15 protein-coding genes and 1 tRNA gene are annotated in these 18,063 nt (G+C 62.0%); 13 read left to right on the top strand and 3 right to left on the bottom strand.

Annotation, left to right across the window (positions count from 1 at the left end; genetic code table 11):
* The first annotated feature begins 336 nt into the window (after positions 1 to 336).
* The 7 genes from BUC24_RS23355 (at position 337) to BUC24_RS23385 (ending at position 8,393) form a co-directional block, all read left to right on the top strand.
* The gene (locus BUC24_RS23355; RefSeq protein WP_073222649.1) at positions 337 to 1,413 is read left to right on the top strand and encodes a pilus assembly protein PilM; all 1,077 of its coding nucleotides are present in this window, start codon (positions 337 to 339) and stop codon (positions 1,411 to 1,413) included.
* The gene (locus tag BUC24_RS23360; RefSeq protein ID WP_083599117.1) at positions 1,413 to 2,186 is read left to right on the top strand and encodes a PilN domain-containing protein; all 774 of its coding nucleotides are present in this window, start codon (positions 1,413 to 1,415) and stop codon (positions 2,184 to 2,186) included. The genes BUC24_RS23355 and BUC24_RS23360 overlap by 1 nt, the downstream gene beginning before the upstream one ends.
* Positions 2,187 to 2,204: 18 nt before the next feature.
* Positions 2,205 to 2,873, top strand: a complete 669-nt coding sequence (locus BUC24_RS23365; protein WP_073222651.1) for a type IV pilus inner membrane component PilO — start codon at positions 2,205 to 2,207, stop codon at positions 2,871 to 2,873.
* Positions 2,870 to 3,415, top strand: a complete 546-nt coding sequence (locus BUC24_RS23370) for a pilus assembly protein PilP (RefSeq protein ID WP_073222653.1) — start codon at positions 2,870 to 2,872, stop codon at positions 3,413 to 3,415. Before BUC24_RS23365 ends, BUC24_RS23370 begins: the two co-directional genes overlap by 4 nt.
* Entirely contained in the window at positions 3,412 to 5,574 is a 2,163-nt protein-coding gene (gene pilQ / locus BUC24_RS23375) for a type IV pilus secretin PilQ (protein ID WP_073222655.1), read from the top strand. Before BUC24_RS23370 ends, pilQ begins: the two co-directional genes overlap by 4 nt.
* Positions 5,575 to 5,635: 61 nt before the next feature.
* Positions 5,636 to 7,255: a bifunctional shikimate kinase/3-dehydroquinate synthase AroKB gene (aroKB, locus tag BUC24_RS23380; protein WP_083599118.1), complete on the top strand. Its 1,620-nt coding sequence runs from the start codon at positions 5,636 to 5,638 to the stop codon at positions 7,253 to 7,255.
* Between the two features lies 1 nt (position 7,256).
* A complete protein-coding gene (locus BUC24_RS23385; protein ID WP_073222659.1) occupies positions 7,257 to 8,393 on the top strand; it encodes a deoxyguanosinetriphosphate triphosphohydrolase in 1,137 nt (378 codons plus the stop codon).
* 276 nt (positions 8,394 to 8,669) lie between these two features.
* Here the strand turns inward: BUC24_RS23385 and mutY are convergent, their stop codons facing one another.
* The 3 genes from mutY to mutM are packed head-to-tail and all read right to left on the bottom strand — an operon-like array spanning position 8,670 to position 12,574.
* On the bottom strand, positions 8,670 to 9,767 hold the full coding sequence (mutY, locus tag BUC24_RS23390) for an A/G-specific adenine glycosylase (protein ID WP_143167632.1): 1,098 nt from the start codon (positions 9,765 to 9,767) through the stop codon (positions 8,670 to 8,672).
* A complete protein-coding gene (locus BUC24_RS23395) occupies positions 9,764 to 11,692 on the bottom strand; it encodes a dynamin family protein (protein ID WP_073222660.1) in 1,929 nt (642 codons plus the stop codon). Before BUC24_RS23395 ends, mutY begins: the two co-directional genes overlap by 4 nt.
* A gap of 48 nt (positions 11,693 to 11,740) precedes the next feature.
* Positions 11,741 to 12,574, bottom strand: coding sequence for a bifunctional DNA-formamidopyrimidine glycosylase/DNA-(apurinic or apyrimidinic site) lyase (gene mutM, locus BUC24_RS23400; protein ID WP_073222661.1), 834 nt, complete (start codon positions 12,572 to 12,574; stop codon positions 11,741 to 11,743).
* A gap of 73 nt (positions 12,575 to 12,647) precedes the next feature.
* Here mutM and BUC24_RS23405 point away from each other — a divergent pair, with 73 nt between their 5' ends.
* From BUC24_RS23405 to BUC24_RS23430, 6 genes are all read left to right on the top strand, one after another.
* The gene (locus BUC24_RS23405) at positions 12,648 to 14,429 is read left to right on the top strand and encodes a tetratricopeptide repeat protein (RefSeq protein WP_073222662.1); all 1,782 of its coding nucleotides are present in this window, start codon (positions 12,648 to 12,650) and stop codon (positions 14,427 to 14,429) included.
* A gap of 41 nt (positions 14,430 to 14,470) precedes the next feature.
* Complete coding sequence (locus BUC24_RS23410) at positions 14,471 to 15,076, top strand: outer membrane lipoprotein LolB (protein WP_073222663.1); 606 nt, start codon at positions 14,471 to 14,473, stop codon at positions 15,074 to 15,076.
* A gap of 3 nt (positions 15,077 to 15,079) precedes the next feature.
* Positions 15,080 to 15,985, top strand: a complete 906-nt coding sequence (gene ispE, locus BUC24_RS23415; protein ID WP_073222665.1) for a 4-(cytidine 5'-diphospho)-2-C-methyl-D-erythritol kinase — start codon at positions 15,080 to 15,082, stop codon at positions 15,983 to 15,985.
* Positions 15,986 to 16,051: 66 nt separating this feature from the next.
* Positions 16,052 to 16,128 (top strand) — tRNA-Gln (locus BUC24_RS23420).
* Positions 16,129 to 16,284: 156 nt separating this feature from the next.
* Positions 16,285 to 17,235 carry a ribose-phosphate pyrophosphokinase gene (locus BUC24_RS23425; protein ID WP_073222667.1) on the top strand — a complete coding sequence of 317 codons (951 nt, stop codon included), beginning with the start codon at positions 16,285 to 16,287 and terminating at the stop codon, positions 17,233 to 17,235.
* A 175-nt stretch (positions 17,236 to 17,410) separates the two neighbouring features.
* Complete coding sequence (locus tag BUC24_RS23430; protein ID WP_073222669.1) at positions 17,411 to 18,043, top strand: 50S ribosomal protein L25/general stress protein Ctc; 633 nt, start codon at positions 17,411 to 17,413, stop codon at positions 18,041 to 18,043.
* The last annotated feature ends 20 nt before the right edge of the window (positions 18,044 to 18,063 follow it).

Raw genomic sequence — 18,063 nt, forward strand, 5'->3', positions numbered from 1 at the left:
GAGAAGTTGCGCTTGATTATAATGCAAGGGGATGCGCTGCGGCGCACCGGCCCGGTCGCCGGACCGGAGGTATTGTTTTTTCCTGTGGACAACTATGATGTCGGCATATTCATAGAGTGTCGTTTTCCTGCCAGTCTCGGCAAAATTCCAATGCAGAAATACCTTTACATCCCTTGAGGATAGTTGCTACGATTTAATGTAGTGTCTTATGAGTGCGGTCTAAATGGCGGTTTTATAACAAATATAAAGCCCAATTGGCCGCAATTTCATCAATCGTACTGCAATGCAACTGTTGCAGCGTAAGCAGTGATGTTGGTAGGTGAGGGAGTTCGCTCGATGGTCAATCTAGGTTCGCTGTTCGGTCAGGCTAACCCACCCTTGTTGGGACTGGACATAAGTACGTCCGGCGTCCGCTTGGTGGAATTGGTGGTGATCGGTAAAAATGAGCTGCGCTTGGAACGCTATGCGTCCGAGCCGCTGGCGCGCGGCGCTGTAGTCGATGGCAACATCGAAAATATCGAGCTCGTCTCCGAGGCGGTGCGCCGCGTCTGGAAGAAAAGCGGTACCCGCACCAAGCAGGTAGCGCTGGGCATGCCGCCGGCATCGGTGATTACGAAAAAAATCATTCTTCCAGCAGGGATGTCGGAAGATGCGCTCGAGGTTCAAGTCGAATCCGAAGCCAGCCAATATATTCCATTTGCGCTCGACGAGGTCAGCCTCGATTTCGACGTGCTGGGACCGTCCGCCAATTCGGCCGACGACATTGAAGTCATGCTGGCCGCCTCGCGCCGCGAAAAGGTCGAAGACCGGGTCGCCATCGCTGAAGCTGCCGGCCTGACCGCCGTGGTGATGGATGTCGAATCGTATGCCGCGCGCGCTGCCCTCGACCGCATCACGGCCCAGCTGCCCAAAGCCGGTGCCGGCCAGATCGTGGCCTTGTTCCAGATCGGCGCCCAGGTCACCCACATTTCGGTCATGCTCGATGGCGAAACCATCTACGAGCGCGAGCAGCCCTTCGGCGGCAACCAGCTGACCCAGGATATTGTGCGCGCCTACGGCTTGTCCTTCGATGATGCCGATGCCAAGAAAAAATCGGGCGATTTGCCGGACGGCTATCAGCAGGAACTGTTGATGCCGTTCCTGGAAAACGCCGCGCTCGAAGTCACGCGCGCCATCCAGTTCTTCTATACGTCCACGCCGTACACCCGCATTGACCAGCTGTTCCTGGCCGGCGGTTGCGCCATGATTCCTGGACTGCTGGACATTGTTGCCAGCCGTACCAAGATCTCGAGCGCCGTGGTGTCGCCGTTCAAGGGCATGTCTTTGGGCCCGTCGGTGCGTGAGCAGCAGCTGCGCGCCGAGGCGCCTGCCTATTTAGTTGCCTGCGGGCTGGCCCTGCGGAGGTTTGGCTGATGATCAAAATTAATCTACTCCCCCACCGGGAAGCCAGGCGCAAGCTCAAGAAAACGGCCTTCATCGCCCTCATGGCGCTGTCGGCTGTGGCGGGCGTCGTGGTGGTGATCGTGGTGGGCGGCTATAACCAGAGCCGCATCTCGATCCAGAATGAACGCAATGCCGTCATCACCCGTGCCAATGCCGAGCTCGATGTCCAGATCGCCGAAATTGCGACCCTGAAACAGGAAATCGAAGCGCTCAAGGCCCGCCAGCAGGCAGTGGAAGACTTGCAGGCCGACCGTAACCAGCCCGTGTATCTGCTGGAAGAGCTGGTCAAGCAAACGCCGCCAGGTGTGTACCTGAATTCCTTCAAACAAGAAGGTCAGCGGGTGTCCATCAACGGCTTTGCACAGTCGCAAGAACGGGTGGCCGAACTGCTGCGCAATCTGTCGGCCGGCTCGCCCTGGCTGGACGGCCCGCAGCTTAGCGAAGTCAAGCTCGTGACACTGGCCAACAGCAAGTCCGGCAAGAAGGTCAATGAGTTTACGCTGACGGTGGCCATCAAGCGCCCGCGTGACAAGGAAGCGGCCCAGGCCGGTCCTGAGACTGCCGCCGTGGACGCTGGCGCGACACCGGCTGCCACGCCGGCCGCTGGTGCCACCCCTGCTGCCACGCCGGCAGCGGGCGCGCCTGCCACCGCCAAGCCAGCGCCTGCTGGCGCAGCGGTGACCCCGCCTGCCCCAGCGGCCAAGACTGCCCCAGCGGCCAAGACCGCACCAGCGGCCAACTAGCCGAGAACGGATACGAGAATGAATATAGACCTGAAAGATCTCGGCAAGTCGCTGAGTTCGCAATTTCAGAACCTGTCCGGGCTGCCGCCTGGCCAATGGCCGCTGGCGCCGCGCATCTTGTGCGGACTTGGGGTCGTGGCTGCGGTCGTCGTGGGTGGTTACTTTGCCTACTGGCAAGGACAGTTTGAAGAGCATGACGCGCTGGCCGCGACCGAACTGACTTTGCGCGACCAGTACAAGAGCAAGATGGCGCAAGCGATCAACCTCGAAGCACTCAAGATGCAAAAAGTGCAGGTCGACCAGTACGTCGAACGGCTCCAGAAGCAATTGCCAAGCAAAGCCGAAATGGCGGCCTTGCTGTCGGACATTAACCAGGCTGGCGTCGGGCGCGGCCTGACCTTCACCCTGTTCAAACCGGGCAGTGTGGTCGTCAAGGATTACTACGCTGAACTGCCGATCGAAATCCGCGTCAACGGCAATTACCACGACGTGGGCGCGTTCGCCAGCGACATGGCCAATTTGCCGCGCATCGTCACGCTCAACAACATGAGCTTGTCGGCGACCAAGGATGGCGATCTGCAGCTCGACGCCGTGGCCAAGACCTTCCGCTACCTGGATCAGGAAGAAGTGGCCGCCCAGCGCCAGTCGGCGGCGGAAGCCGCGGCCAAAGCGAAAGGCAAGAAATGAGCACCAAAAAAATTCTGATGCCGGCCTTGCTTTGCGCGACCCTGCTGGCAGGCTGCAGCGACAGCGATGTGGCCGAAGTCAATTCGTGGATGGACGAAGTCAAGAAGACCACCAAGGTCAACGTGACCCCCATCTCGGAACCGAAGACCTTCATTCCGTTCGCCTATGGCGTGCGCGACGAGGTCCCACCGTTCGACCAGAACAAACTGCTGGCCGAGCTGGCGCGCGCAGCCGCCTCCTCGAACAGCCAGTTCCGTCCCGATCTGGACCGGCGCAAGGAATTCCTTGAATCGTTCCCGATCGACAGCATGAAGATGATCGGCACGATCAACAAGGCAGGCGTGAGCTACGGTCTGATTCAGATCGATCGCAACGTCTATCAAGTAAGAGTAGGTGCACGACTGGGTCAGAACTTTGGCCAGGTCACGGGCATAGCGGAATCCGCTATCAGCCTCAAGGAAACTGTTCAGGATGCCGGCGGCGACTGGGTCGAGCGGTTGTCGAAGCTAGAGTTGCAGGAAGGTAAGGAGACCACGAAATGATCGCACTGAGAAAACACTTCACCACCCTGACGGGCCTGGTGGTACGCACGGGCGCACTGCTGGCTCTGGCTTTGGGCAGCAACGCCGCCCTGGCCCAGGAAAACGCGATCGAATCGATCACGGCAAATCAGCAGGGTAACAACGTGGTGGTCAACATCGCGATGAAAAACACCCCGACCAAGTTGCCAATCGGCTTCTCGATTTCCAATCCGTCGCGCATTGCGCTCGACTTTGGCGCAACCGGCAACGGCACGGGCAAAACCTCGCAAGACATCAATCTCGGTGACCTGCGCGCCATCAACCTGATCCAGGCGGGCGAACGTACCCGTCTCGTGTTCAATCTGAAAAAGGCCCTCAACTACGCCATGGCCATCGATGGTAAATCGATTGTGGTCACGGTCGACGGTTCCGGTGGCGTGGCGCAAGCGGTTGACAAGGCTGGTCTGCCCGTGGCCTCGACGGCACCGGCGGCACCGAGCGGACGCCAGTTCCTCAAGAACATGGACTTCCGCAAGGGCCCAGGCGGCGAAGGCCGCGTCGTGGTCGATCTGCCACACAACCAGGTCGCTGTCGATGTGCGCCAGGTGGGCAACTCGATCGTGGTCGACTTCATGAAGATGGGCCTGCCGGAAACGCTGCGCCGCCGTCTGGACGCGACCGACTTCGGCACCCCGGTGTCGCAGATCACCACCGTTCAGCAAGGCGACAATGTACGCATGACCGTGGAAGCGCGCGGTCTGTGGGAGCAAAGCGTCTACCAGAGCGACACCCAGCTGGTCATCGACGTCAAGCCGATCAAGGAAGATCCAAACAAGCTGGTGCAGGGCTCGCAAGGCTACCGCGGCGAAAAGATCACCTTCAACTTCCAGAACGTGGAAGTGCGCGCGGCACTGCAAGCCATTGCTGACGTCTCGGGCCTGAACATCATTACCAGCGAATCGGTCAGCGGCAACCTGACCATGAACCTGAAGGAAGTGCCTTGGGATCACGCCCTGAACGTGGTCATGCAGGCGAAGAACCTGGACATGCGCAAGGACGGCAACGTGGTCTGGATCGCACCGAAAGATGAATTGCTGACCAAGGAAAAGCTGGAGCTCGAGCAGAAGGCACAAATCGCCGACCTCGAACCGCTGCGCTCGGAAATCTTCCAGCTGAACTATCAGAAAGCCGATGCCTTCAAGACCGTATTCGGTATTGGCGGCGAAGGTGGCGGCAAGAGCATGCTGTCCAAGCGTGGCAGTGCCGTGATCGATGCCCGTACCAACCAGCTGTTCGTGACCGATATCATTTCCAAGCTGGAAGATATCCGCAAACTGGTATCGAAAACCGACGTGGCTTCGCGCCAGGTCCTGATTGAAGCGCGTCTGGTCGAAGCCAATGATGGCTTCAGCCGTAACCTGGGTGCCAAGCTGGGCTTTGTTGACCTGCGCAGCCTGCGTGGCCAGCAGCCGGGCTGGGATACCATCGGCAACAACCGCATCGGTCTGGGCGGCAACTACGTGGGTGTGGGTCAGACCACCACCCAGGCCAAAGGTGCCGACATCGACGGTTACACGAATGCCCAGATGGTCAACCTGCCAGCCGCTGAAATCGGTGGCGTGCAGGCTGCGACCCTGGCCGCGAGCCTGTTCTCGGCCGCCTCCAACCGCTTCCTGAACCTGGAACTGTCGGCACTGGAAGCAGACGGCAAGGGCAAGATCATTTCGAGCCCACGCGTTGTGACCGAAGACAAGAACCTGGCCGTGATCGAACAAGGTGTGGAACTGCCTTACCAGGTCGCCACCAGCAGCGGCGCCACCTCGATCACCTTCAAGAAAGCCAACCTGCGTCTGGAAGTGACGCCGCAGATCACGCCTGACGGCATGGTCATGCTGGACGTGAACGTGAACAAAGATTCGCGCGGCGAAGAAACCCGTGCCGGCTTTGCGATCAACAACCAGCACGTGCAGACCAAGGTCATGATCGAAAACGGCGGTACCGTGGTGCTGGGTGGTATCTACCAGCAATCGGAACGCAACGACGTCGACAAAGTGCCTCTGCTGGGTGACATTCCACTGCTGGGCTACCTGTTCAAGACCAGCAAGAAGCAGACCCAGAAGACGGAATTGCTGATTTTCATTACGCCGAAAATCATCGCCGAGCGCCTGTCGACGCGCTAAGCATGACGGGTGGTCAGGGAGCTCGCACTTGAGCTCGGGCAATATCTTTCTGGTAGGGCTGATGGGGGCCGGCAAGACCACCATCGGCCGCATCCTTGCCAGAAAGCTTGGCAAGCGCTTCATCGATTCCGATCACGAGATCGAGGCCCGTACCGGCGCCTCGATTCCGTGGATTTTCGAGATCGAAGGCGAGGCCAGTTTTCGCCGTCGTGAAGCGGAAGTCATCCGCGACCTGACGGCACAGGACGGGATTGTGCTGGCCACTGGCGGTGGCGCAGTCCTGAATCCTGACAACCGTGCCTACCTCCAGGCGCGTGGCAGCGTGGTCTACCTGCGTGCCAATGTCGCTTCCATCATGCTGCGTACCGCACATGACAAAAATCGTCCGCTGCTGCAAACGGCCGATCCGCGCAAGAAACTCGAAGAACTGACTGCCCAGCGCGAGCCGCTGTACCGCGAGATTGCCGATCTGGTGATCGACACGGGCCGTCCTAACGTACAATCGATGGTGCAGACCATTCTGGCGCAGCTGAACGCGCTCGAACAATCCGGCGCCCGGTCTGGGCGCAGTCCTGATCCTTCACCATCAATGACCGAGCAATCCCGTATTCATTTGAACGTCGACCTGGGCGAGCGCAGCTACCCGATCACCATTGGCGCCGGCCTGCTGGGCGACGCGGCCCTGCTGGCCCCGCACATCAGCGGACGCCGGGTGGCCATTGTCACCAACACCACCGTCGCGCCCCTGTACCTGGCGCGCGTGGCAGGCGCCCTGCGCGCGGGCGGGCACGAGGTGCTCGAGATCGTGCTGCCCGACGGCGAAGAACATAAAAACTGGGCCAGCCTGATGCACGTGTTCGACGCGCTGCTGGCCAACAAATGCGACCGCAAGACCACCCTGGTGGCGCTGGGCGGCGGCGTGATCGGCGACCTGACCGGCTTTGCCGCTGCCAGCTACATGCGCGGCGTGCCCTTCGTGCAGATTCCCACCACGCTGCTGTCGCAGGTCGATTCCTCGGTGGGCGGCAAGACCGGCCTGAATCACCCGCTTGGCAAAAACATGATCGGCGCCTTCTACCAGCCGCGCGCGGTGCTGGCCGATACCGCCACCCTGGCCACGCTGCCGGCGCGCGAACTGTCGGCCGGCCTGGCCGAAGTGATCAAGCACGGCGCCATCATCGACGCCGAATTCTTTGACTGGATCGAACACAATATCGGCAAGCTGATGGCGCGCGACGAACAGGCGCTGGCCCACGCCATCGCGCGTTCGTGCGAAATCAAGGCCGACGTGGTGCGCCAGGACGAGCGCGAAGGCGGCTTGCGGGCGATCCTCAATTTCGGCCACACCTTCGGCCACGCCATCGAAGCGGGCATGGGTTACGGCGCCTGGCTGCACGGCGAAGCGGTTGGCTGCGGCATGGTCATGGCAGCGGACCTGTCGCAGCGCGCCGGTCTGATCGACGCAGCCACGGTGGCGCGGATGCGCGCGCTGGTCGCGGCCGCCGGTCTGCCGGTCAAGGCGCCCGACCTGGGCACAGCGCGCTGGCTCGAGCTGATGGAAGTCGACAAAAAGAACGAGGGCGGCGCCATCAAATTCATTTTGCTCAAGCCGCTGGGCGCGCCCAGCATCCAGAGCGTGCCGCAGGACCTGTTGCTGGCCACCCTGGCTGCCAGTGTCTGACATGAATCCCGACGCCCACCTGGCCCCGTACGCGGTCCATTCGCAAGGCGCGCGTGCGCGCCGCTATCCGGAAGCGGCGCATGCCTCGCGCAGCGAATTCCAGCGCGACCGCGACCGCATCATTCACTGCTCGGCCTTCCGCCGTCTCGAATACAAAACCCAGGTTTTCCTCAATCACGAGGGCGACATGTTCCGCACGCGCCTGACGCACAGTCTGGAAGTGGCGCAGGTGGGCCGCTCGATGGCGCGCAATCTGCGCCTGAACGAAGATCTGGTCGAAGCGCTGGCACTGGCGCACGACCTGGGCCACACCCCGTTTGGCCATGTGGGCCAGGACGTGCTCAATGAATGCATGCGCGAGCATGGCGGCTTCGAACACAATCTGCAAAGCCTGCGCGTGGTCGACACGCTGGAAGAGCACTACGGTGCTTTTGACGGCCTCAATCTCATGTTCGACACGCGCGAAGGCATCCTCAAGCACTGCTCGCTGGCCCATGCGCGCGAGCTGGGCGAAGTAGCGCAGCGCTTCATCGACCGCACCCAGCCCAGCCTGGAAGCGCAGCTGACCAACCTGGCCGACGAAATCGCCTACAACAGCCACGATATCGACGACGGCCTGCGTTCCGGCCTGATCACCATTGCCCAGCTCGAAGAAGTCGATTTCTTTGCGCGCCGCTGGCGTGAAGTGCAGGCCGCGTATCCCGGTTTATCGGGCCGGCGCGCCATTTACGAGACCTTGCGGCGCCTGATCACGGTGCTGGCCGACGACCTGATTACCACCTCCAGCGCTTTGCTGGCCGACGCCGCGCCGGCAGACGTGGCGGCTGTGCGCGCCGGGCCGCCGCTGATTCGTTTCTCCGATCCGGTGCGCAAGGATGCCACCGAACTGAAGCGTTTCCTGCGCCAGAATCTGTACCGCCACTACCTGGTGAACCGGATGCGGGTCAAAGCAAGCCGCATCGTGCGCGAACTGTATGAAGCCTTCATGGCTGAACCGGTGCTGCTGCCGCCCGACTACCAAGTCGCTGGCGGCGAACCCACGCGCCAGGCACGCAAGATTGCCGACTACATCGCTGGCATGACCGACCGCTACGCCATCCGCGAACACCGCCGCATCTTCTCGCTCGACGAACTCTGATTTTTTTGTTGCACAATCGGGGTCAGACCTCAATTAAAAAACAATTGCAGTATTGAGGTCTGACCCCGATTGTGAAAGATTTTTGTGGCAGAGCGCTGCTTCTGCGGCCCGGCTGCGCGACGGGGCGGCTCACTCGCATACCCGCCTGCAAGATTCCGGTCGCACCGCCTCCATCCACAGACCGCGATTTTTTTGTTGCACAATCGGGGTCAGACCTCAATTAAAAAACTATTTCAGTATTGAGGTCTGACCCCGATTGTGAAACTAATTTTAGGCTTAGGGGAACAGGGAGGGGCGGACCAGCTCAATCAGCAGTTTCTTGATCGGCGATGGCAGGGCGGCCTGCTCGATCTTGTTCAGGTCCCACCATAGGTGGTTGTCCGGCAGCGCGGCGCGGGCCGACAGCGCAACTTGATACGGTGCGATGTGCAGCTTGTAGTGGGTGAAGCCGTGCACCAGCGGCAGTAACGCTTGCACCTCTTCCACCGTGCCAAACTGTTGCGCCGCCCGCGTCAAGGCGTCCTCGCACAGCGCGTCGCGCACCACGTGGCCGTCGACTTCGGGCAGTGACATCAGTCCGCCCCAGATCCCGCTGCCAGGGCGCTGCTCAAGCAGCACCTGGCCGTCATCGATCAGCACAAGCACGGCGGCCTGTTTTTCGGGAATTGTCTTTTTCGGTTTGCGCACCGGCAGCTCGGCCGTGCGCCCGCTGGCAAAGGCCACGCAGCGCGCCTGCAGCGGACAGCGTTCGCAGGCCGGGCTGCTGCGCGTGCACAGCGTCGCGCCCAGGTCCATCAAGCCCTGGGTATAGGCTTCAATGCCTGCTTCCGGCAACAGCGCGTCGGCGCGCCGCCACAAGGCATCTTCCACGCTTTTCACGCCCGGATACTGGTCGATGCCGAACACGCGCGCAAACACGCGCTTGACGTTGCCGTCCAATATGGCGGCGCGCACGCCGCTGGAAAACGCAGCAATCGCGGCCGCGGTGGAACGCCCGATGCCAGGCAAGTCGGCCAGCAGCGCCGGGTCGCTGGGGAACACGCCGCCGTGTTCGGCCACCACCCGTTTGGCGCAGGCGTGCAGATTGCGCGCGCGGGTATAGTAACCAAGGCCGGCCCAGTGCGCCATCACGTCTTCCGATGGAGCGGCGGCCAGCTCGTGCACGGTGGGAAAGCGTGCCAGGAAGCGCGCGTAATACGCCAGCACGGCGGCGACCTGGGTTTGCTGCAGCATGATTTCGGACAGCCACACGCGATACGCGTCGCGCGTGTTCTGCCACGGCAGCGTGTGCCGCCCGTGGCGTTTCTGCCAGTCGATCACGGCGCTGGAAAACGCCGGATCGGCCAGGGTGTCGAACTCGGTCAGGCGTTTCACGCCGCTTCGCTCTCCAGCGCCGTGTCGGCGTTCATGGCCTCGGTCACGCGGCCGGACAGCCAGGTCAGACGTTCCTTGACCAGCTCCACTTCCTGCTGGCTGGCGGTAAACGAGGTGATTTTCGATTCCAGGCCGTCGCTGGCGTCGTGGATGCGCTGGATCGAGGCCAGGCGGTGCTTGAGCTGGTCCTTGTGCTGGCGGATCTGCGCTTCGAGCGGCGACATGATCACTTTCAGCCATGCTTCCACATCGGCATTGGCGGCGCGGAAGGTGCGGCGCACGCGCGAGGCGATCGAATCGAAGAAGCGTTCCATGATCGCGCTGCGGCTCGTCATGAGCAGGGTGGTGGTGCCAAACTGCTTGTTGTAGACGTCTTCAATCTTGTCCAGCTCGCGCCGGTATTTTTCGATCGAGAAGGTCATCGGCACGGCCAGCGTCAGACCATGTTCGGCCGCGAACTTGCGGTACATGATTTCCATCATCTCGCTGATCTCGACGATCTTGGCCGACGAGGTTTCGAGGTTGGCGCGCGCCTGGCTGAAGAAGTCCTGCACCGGCACCCGCATGCCGGTGGCAAAGCGCGACGATTCCATCGCTTCGCGCACCTTGTTGATTTCCTGCTGCACCAGGTCCATGCCCAGCGTGGTGTACAGCTCGGTCGACAGGCGCGCAAACACGGCGCGCGTGCCCTGCAGCTTGAACAGGCTGCCGTCGAATTCCTTCTTCTCGACTTCGACCCGCTTCATCATGTGCGCAATCACGCTCTTGTTCTTGCCGCGCAGGCTCTTCAGTTCCTGCAGCTGCTCGACGATGTCGCGCACGCGCGCGGCCAGCATGCCTTGCTGGGTGTTGACCAGGGCGCCCAGGTCGTCGGCCAGCTGCTTGCGGATGATGTCCTGCTTGGCCGGGATCATTTCATTGAACAGGGCCGCTTCCAGCGCGCCCAGGCGGCTTTTTTCCAGCAGCGCCATGTCGCCATTGATCTTGCCGACCAGCGCCTTCTGGGCCGATACAGGGAACACCTGGCGCGGCTCCAGCGCCAGCATGTGGGCCACGCTGGTCTGCTGGCGTTCGATGTCGGCGTTGTTGTCCGCTTCCGACTTGAGCTCATCCCACATGGCGTCAATCTTGTTGAGCACCGCAATGCGGCCGCTGCCCGGACCAATGTGGGTGCGCCAGACTTCGATGTCGCTCTTGGTCACGCCGGTTTCGGCCGCCAGGATGAACAGCACCGCGTGCGCACTGGGTATCAGGTTCAGGGTCAGTTCCGGCTCGGTACCGATGGCGTTCAAGCCTGGGGTATCGAGAATGACCAGACCCTGCTTGAGCAGCGGATGGGGGAAGTTGATGATCGCGTGGCGCCACAGCGAGATCTCGATCATGCCATTGTCGTCCAGGGTGGCGGCGACATCAGGGTCGGTCTCGTCGTACAGGCCGTAGGTTTTTGCTTCGGCCACGCTGACCTGCTTGGTCATGCTGACCTGCTTGAAGGTTTCGCTCATTTCGTCGCCGGCGTCCAGCGCCAGCGGCAGCACGGTCCAGGCGTCCGGGTCTTCGCGGTAGTCCGAGGTCGACATGTGGGTGGCGCGCGTTTCAATCGGCAGCAGGCGGATGCAGGGCGGATAGGCCGGGTCGTACATCAGCTCGGTCGGGCACATGGTGGTGCGGCCGGCTGCCGAAGGCAGGATGCGCTGGCCGTAGTCGGCAAAGAACAGGGCGTTGATCAATTCCGATTTGCCGCGCGAAAATTCGGCGACGAAGGCGACCGACAGCTTGTCGTCGGCCAGCCTGGCCAGCGAGCGCGCAATGCGCTGGTCGGTGGCGGCGTCGGTCAAGCCGGCCGATGCCACCCATTGCTGGTAATCTTCCAGCGAAGCCACGACGGCTTTGCGCCACGCGGTGTATTGTTTGAAATCCTGAACCATTATGCTCACATTGCCCTCGCGCACCGTCCTGTCGGATCGGTATTTCTGTCATTTCTGACAATTCACACAATAAAAAGTCGACCGCTGTCCCTGCTTGATCTGGCGAATCTCGGAGCCGCACTGACGGCAGGGTACACCAGCACGATCATAGACGAAATATGTCTGTTGGAAATAGCCCGATTGACCATTCACAGCAATAAAGTCACGTAAAGTGCTGCCTCCTTGCACAATTGCCTCAGCCAGGATGGTGCGGATGGCCTCGGCCAGCTTGTCATATCGGCCACGTCCGATACGCCCGGCCGGGGTTTTCGGGTTGATGCCGGCCCGGAACAGGCTCTCGCAGGCGTAGATATTGCCCACCCCAACCACAATGTCGCCCGCCAGCAGCACTTGCTTGATGGGGGCCGAGCGGCGCCGGGTGGCGCGGTACAGCAGGGCGCCGGAAAACCCCTCTTCCAGCGGTTCCACGCCCAGGCCGCGCAGCAATTCGTGCTGGGCCAGCTCGCCTGCGTCCGCCCCGTGCCAGAGCACGGCGCCAAAACGGCGCGGGTCGTTCAGGCGCAGCACCTGGCGCGCACTGCCGCTGCCCACCACCAGGTCGAAATGGTCATGCTTCTTTGTGGCCGTGGCCATGGGCAGCACGCGCAAGTGGCCCGACATGCCCAGGTGGATGATCAGGGTGCCATGCTCAAACTCAATCAGCAGGTACTTGCCGCGGCGGCCAGTGCGCACGATGGTGCGTCCGGCCAGCAAGGCGGACAGGCCGGGCGGAAACGGCCAGCGCAAGCCGTCACGGCGTACCAGCACGCTATCGACAACGCGGCCTTCCAGGTGCGGGGCGACGCCGCGCCGGGTCACTTCGACTTCTGGCAGTTCAGGCATGGGAGCGGGGAATTTGGTGTAAATTAGTAAGGCAGGCGTAGAATTCAACCATTGCTGTCATTCTGGAATTGCCTTGAAAAACGCTTTCGTCATTGTAACCTTGTCCGGCCTGTTATCGGCGTGCGCTGTCGCGCCGAGCGCACAGGCGCCGCTTGAACTGGCCCGCATCGAACCCATGCCGGCCAGCGCGCCAGCGCGGCAGGAGGGCGAGAGCGACGATGCGCGCGATGACCCCAGCCTGCCCAAAGTGGCCCTGGACAAGGAATTGCTGTACCGCCTGATGAAGGCCGAACTCGATATTCAGGCTGGCAACTGGCAAGCTGCGTATCTGAGCCTGATGGATGCCGCCACCCGCACCCGTGACCCGCGCCTGGCCCGGCGCGCGGCCGAGACGGCCTTGCAGGCACGCCAGGTGCGCGAATCGATGATTGCCGTGCGCCTGTGGCGCGAGCTCGATCCGAGTGCCGAAGAAGCCACCCAGGCCTACCTGGCCTTGCTGCTGGAGGGCGGCGATATCCGCGAGGCGGAGGCGATCTTCGTGCGCCGTCTGGCGCTGGTGGGTGACAGCGCGCGCCCGATGGCCATGTATCAAGCCCAGCAGTATCTGGGACGGGCACGCGACAAGGCGGCTGCCGGCGCCATGCTGGACCGCATGCTCACGCCTTACGCGGCCAGCTTTGAAGCAAAAATCCTGCTGTCCCAGAACGCTTTTGCAATGGGGAACAAAGATGCCGCGCTCGAGCATGCGCGCGCTGCCCTGGCCCTGAAGCCCGATTCCGAAATCGCCGTGCTGACCCAGGCCCAGGTGCTGCAGGAACCTGGCGAACAGAACGCGCTGCTGGCCGCCTTCCTGAAAGCCCATCCAAACGCACGCGAAGTGCGTGCGGCCCATGCGCGCCTGCTGGTGTCGCAAAAACAGTATGCCGAAGCACGGCGCCAGTTTGCGCTGCTGCTCAAGCAGCAGCCGGACAATATTTCAACTTTGTACGCAAGTGGTTTGCTGGCCGTCGAACTGGGTGACACGGCAGCTGCCGAGACCTATTTCACCCGCTACGTCCAGGTATTCGACCGCAGCGGTGGCGAGGAGCCGGGCAAGGTGCTGCTGATGCTCTCGACCCTGGCCGAAGAGCGCAAGGATGTCAAGGCAGCGCGGCGCTGGGCCGAGCAGGTCAGCGCCAGCGACAGCGACCATTACCTCAGTGCCCAGCTGCGCCTGGCGCAACTGACGGCCGCCAGCGGCAACCTGGCGCGCGCGCGCAGCATGCTGGCCGCGCTCAAGCCCGAGTCCGCCGCCGACCAGGCGCGGGTGGTACTGGCCGAGGCCCATCTGCTGCGCGACGGCGGCCAGCTGGAAGCAGCCTACGATGTGCTGGCAGCAGGCGCCAAGGCCCACCCTGCCAATCCGGACCTGCTCTACGACTTTGCGCTGCTGGCGGAAAAGACCGGCCGGGTCGACGTCATGGAAGCGTCCTTGCGCAGCGTGATCGCGCAAGTGCCGGACAACCACCACGCCTACAATGCCCTGGGCTATTCGCTGGCCGAGCGCAATGTGCGCCTGCCCGAAGCGCTGGCACTGATTGACCAGGCCCTCAAGATGGCGCCGGGCGACCCCTTCATCATGGACAGCCTGGGCTGGGTGCATTACCGCATGGGCGACCTGGATCAGGCCGAGACGTATCTGCGCCGTGCCTATGCGCTGCGCAACGACGTGGAGATCGGCGTGCACCTGGGCGAAGTGCTGTGGCACAAGGGCGAGAAGGCGGACGCGCAAAAACTGTGGCGCGAGGCGCGCGCCAGGGACCCCAAGAACGATACCCTGAAAAGCACGCTGGCGCGCCTGCACCAGAAGCTGTGATGGGCCATAATGCGGCTCCCTCACTGCCGAGACGCCCGACGATGAACCACAAACTGCTTTCCGCGCTGGCCCTGGCCGGCGCTGCCGCGCTGCTGCCGGCCTGTACCACGGCGCCACTGGCGCCGCCATCGCAGGCCAGTGTGGCCGCCTACCGCGAGACGATCGACCTGGCAGGGCGCCTGTCGGTCAATTACGATCGCGACGGCAAGCTCGACACTTTATCGGGCAAATTCGAGTGGCATCAACGCGCTGACACCATTGATGTGGCGCTGGCCTCGCCGCTGGGCCAGACCATTGCCCGCATCCAGGTCACGCCGCAACGCGCCACCCTGACCCAGGGCGACAAGCCGGCGCGCACTGCCGCCGATATCGACAGTCTGACCGCGCAGACGCTGGGCTGGTCCTTGCCGGTATCGGGCTTGCGTGACTGGCTGCAAGGCTATGCGGTGGGCAAGGATGGCCAGCGCTTCGCCGCCTCGCCAGCGAACAGCAGCGTGACCACGGCGGACGGCTGGCAGCTCAGCTTTGTCAGCTGGCAAGACCCCAGCGCGGCCCAGCCGGTGCCCAGGCGCATCGATGCGACCCGGGCCGCCACCGCCAGCGCCGGCCAGCTGGCCTTGCGCATTGTGATCGACCAGCCGGGCTAATCGATGGCACTGACTTCCCTGCACGGCTGCCCGGCGCCGGCCAAACTCAATCTCTTCCTGCACGTGACGGGCCGCCGCGCTGACGGCTACCATCTGCTGCAAACGGTGTTCCAGCTGCTGGACCACGGCGACCTGCTTGACTTCGATGTGCGCAGCGACGACGCCATTCGGCGCACCACCGAAGTGCCCGGCGTGCCGGAAGCGCAGGACTTGATCGTGCGCGCGCTGCGCCTGCTGCAGCAAGCCCACCTGGCGCGCCATGGCCGCCTGCCGCCCGGTCTGGACGTGGCGATCCGCAAGGTGCTGCCCATGGGCGGCGGGCTGGGCGGTGGTTCCTCGGATGCGGCCACGGCCCTGATGGCGGCCAATGTGCTGTGGCAAAGCGGCTTGACGCGCGACGAACTGATGGCGCTGGCGCTGCCGCTGGGCGCCGATATTCCCTTTTTCATCTTCGGTGAAAACGCCTTTGCCGAAGGCGTGGGCGAAGCCTTGCAGCCGGTCGCCACGCCAGATTGTTGGTATGTGGTTATCGAACCAGGCGTTGCCGTTCCCACTGCCGCAATATTTTCGTCCGGCCATTTGACAAGGAACACGAAACCCGTCAGAATAGCGGACTTTTCCAGGCACCTCAGCAGTCGAACAGACATGAGCGGGTTTGGACAAAATGATTTGCAGGCAGTCGCCTCCAACTTGTTTGTGCCGGTGAGCGAGGCAATTAACTGGTTGGCGCAGTTTGGCGACGCCAGGATGACCGGCTCAGGAGCGTGTGTGTTTTGCGCGTTTTCCAGCGAGCGCGAGGCAGAGGCAGTGGTGCAGCAAGTACCCCCAGTCTGGCGCGCGTGGCAAGCCCGGGCCCTGGCAAGCCATCCGCTGAAAGCGGTGTTGCAAGAAGCTGGTGTTATAGAATAAAATTTGGCCTGGCGTTGGGTTTGACGATAAAATGCGTCAAATGTGACGACAAGCAGTCAGTTGCGTAGGGGAATCGCCAAGCTGGTTAAGGCACTGGATTTTGATTCCAGCATACCAAGGTTCGAATCCTTGTTCCCCTGCCATTCGTTTTGCCTGATCTGTCGATGCGTAGTCAGCGTCCAGCAGGCGGACTCGGTGGCCTCGCTCTCGCGAGTCATCTTTAAGTAATCAGCGGCAGCCGGGCTGGCCTGGCTGGCGTCACGCAAGAAAATCAACGCTCACCTCTCTTTGGGACTCCCATGGCTTACGAAAACCTGATGGTTTTTACCGGCAACGCTAACCCCGCGCTGGCAGAAGGAGTTGCAAAAAATCTCGGCATCCCGCTTGGCAAGGCAGTGGTCTCCAAGTTCTCGGATGGCGAAGTCATGGTCGAAATCAATGAAAACGTGCGCGGTAAAGACGTTTTCGTGCTGCAGTCGACCTGTGCCCCGACCAATGACAGCCTGATGGAAATCATCCTGATGGTGGACGCGCTCAAGCGCGCTTCGGCTGGCCGTATTACCGCCGCCATCCCGTATTTCGGCTACGCCCGCCAGGACCGCCGTCCGCGCTCGGCCCGTGTGGCGATCTCGGCCAAGGTGGTCGCCAACATGCTGGAAAAAGCCGGCGTGGAACGGGTCCTGATCATGGATCTGCACGCAGACCAGATTCAAGGTTTCTTTGATATCCCGGTCGACAATATTTACGCTTCGCCCATCTTGCTGGGCGACCTGCAAAAGCGCAACTACGATGACCTGCTGGTGGTCTCGCCCGACGTGGGCGGCGTGGTGCGTGCCCGTGCCCTGGCCAAGCGCCTCGGTTGCGATCTGGCCATCATCGACAAGCGCCGCCCGAAGGCGAACGTGTCGGAAGTGATGAACATCATTGGTGAAGTCGAAGGCCGCAACTGCGTGATCATGGATGACATGGTCGACACTGCCGGCACCCTGACCAAGGCAGCGGAAGTGCTCAAGGAGCGCGGCGCCAAGAAAGTTGTTGCGTATTGCACCCACCCGGTGCTGTCGGGCCCGGCGATTGACCGCATTTCGGCCTCGCCACTCGATGAGCTGGTGGTCACCGATACCATTCCGCTGTCGCCTGCCGCCGCTGCCTGCGGCAAGATCCGTCAACTGACCTGCGCTCCGCTGCTGGCCGAGACCTTCAAGCGCATCAGCAAGGGTGATTCGGTGATGTCGCTGTTTATCGACTAATTTTTAAGCAATTGCTGTAGAATATCGCCTTCCGCAGGGCGGAAAGCACTCGTTTGGGTGCTTTCCGCCCTCGCTGTTTCAAGTTTCCGAACGGATTTTCCGTTCGATTTCGACAATCCCTGGTCGCGGGGAGCGTCACAACGCAGGGCATGACCCTGCATTTTTGGAGTTTCACATGAAAGTTATCGCATTCAATCGCACGTTGCAGGGGTCCGGAGCGAGCCGCCGCCTGCGTACTGCTGGCCAAACGCCAGGCATCATCTACGGTGGCGCTGAAGCCCCGGCCCTGATTCAGCTGGACGGCAACGCGCTGTACCACGCGCTGAAAAAAGAAGCCTTCCACGGTTCGATCCTGGACCTGGAAATCGATGGCAAGACCCAGCCGGTCCTGCTGCGCGACTTCCAGATGCACGCTTACAAACAACTGGTTCTGCACGCTGACTTCCAGCGCGTCGATGCCAACAGCAAGCTGCACAAGAAAATCGCCCTGCACTTCGTGAACGCCGAATCGTCGCCAGCAGTCAAACTGCACGGCGCGACCGTGTCGCACGTGCTGGAATCGCTGGACGTGTCCTGCCTGGCCACCGACCTGCCTGAGTTCATCACCGTTGACCTGTCGACCATCGACGTTGGTCACTCGATCCACGTGAACGATCTGGTCCTGCCAAAAGGCGTGACCGCGATCACCCACGGCAAGAACCCAACCGTTGCTACCGCTGCTGTGCCAGCTGGCCACGTGTCGGCTGAAGCTGCTGCAACCGACGCACCTGCTGCGCCTGCTGCCAAGCCAGCCAAGGGCAAGAAGTAATCATCGCTTCCGCGCGCGCG

The organism is Massilia sp. CF038 (genome assembly GCF_900129765.1).
Classification (GTDB): domain Bacteria; phylum Pseudomonadota; class Gammaproteobacteria; order Burkholderiales; family Burkholderiaceae_D; genus Telluria_A.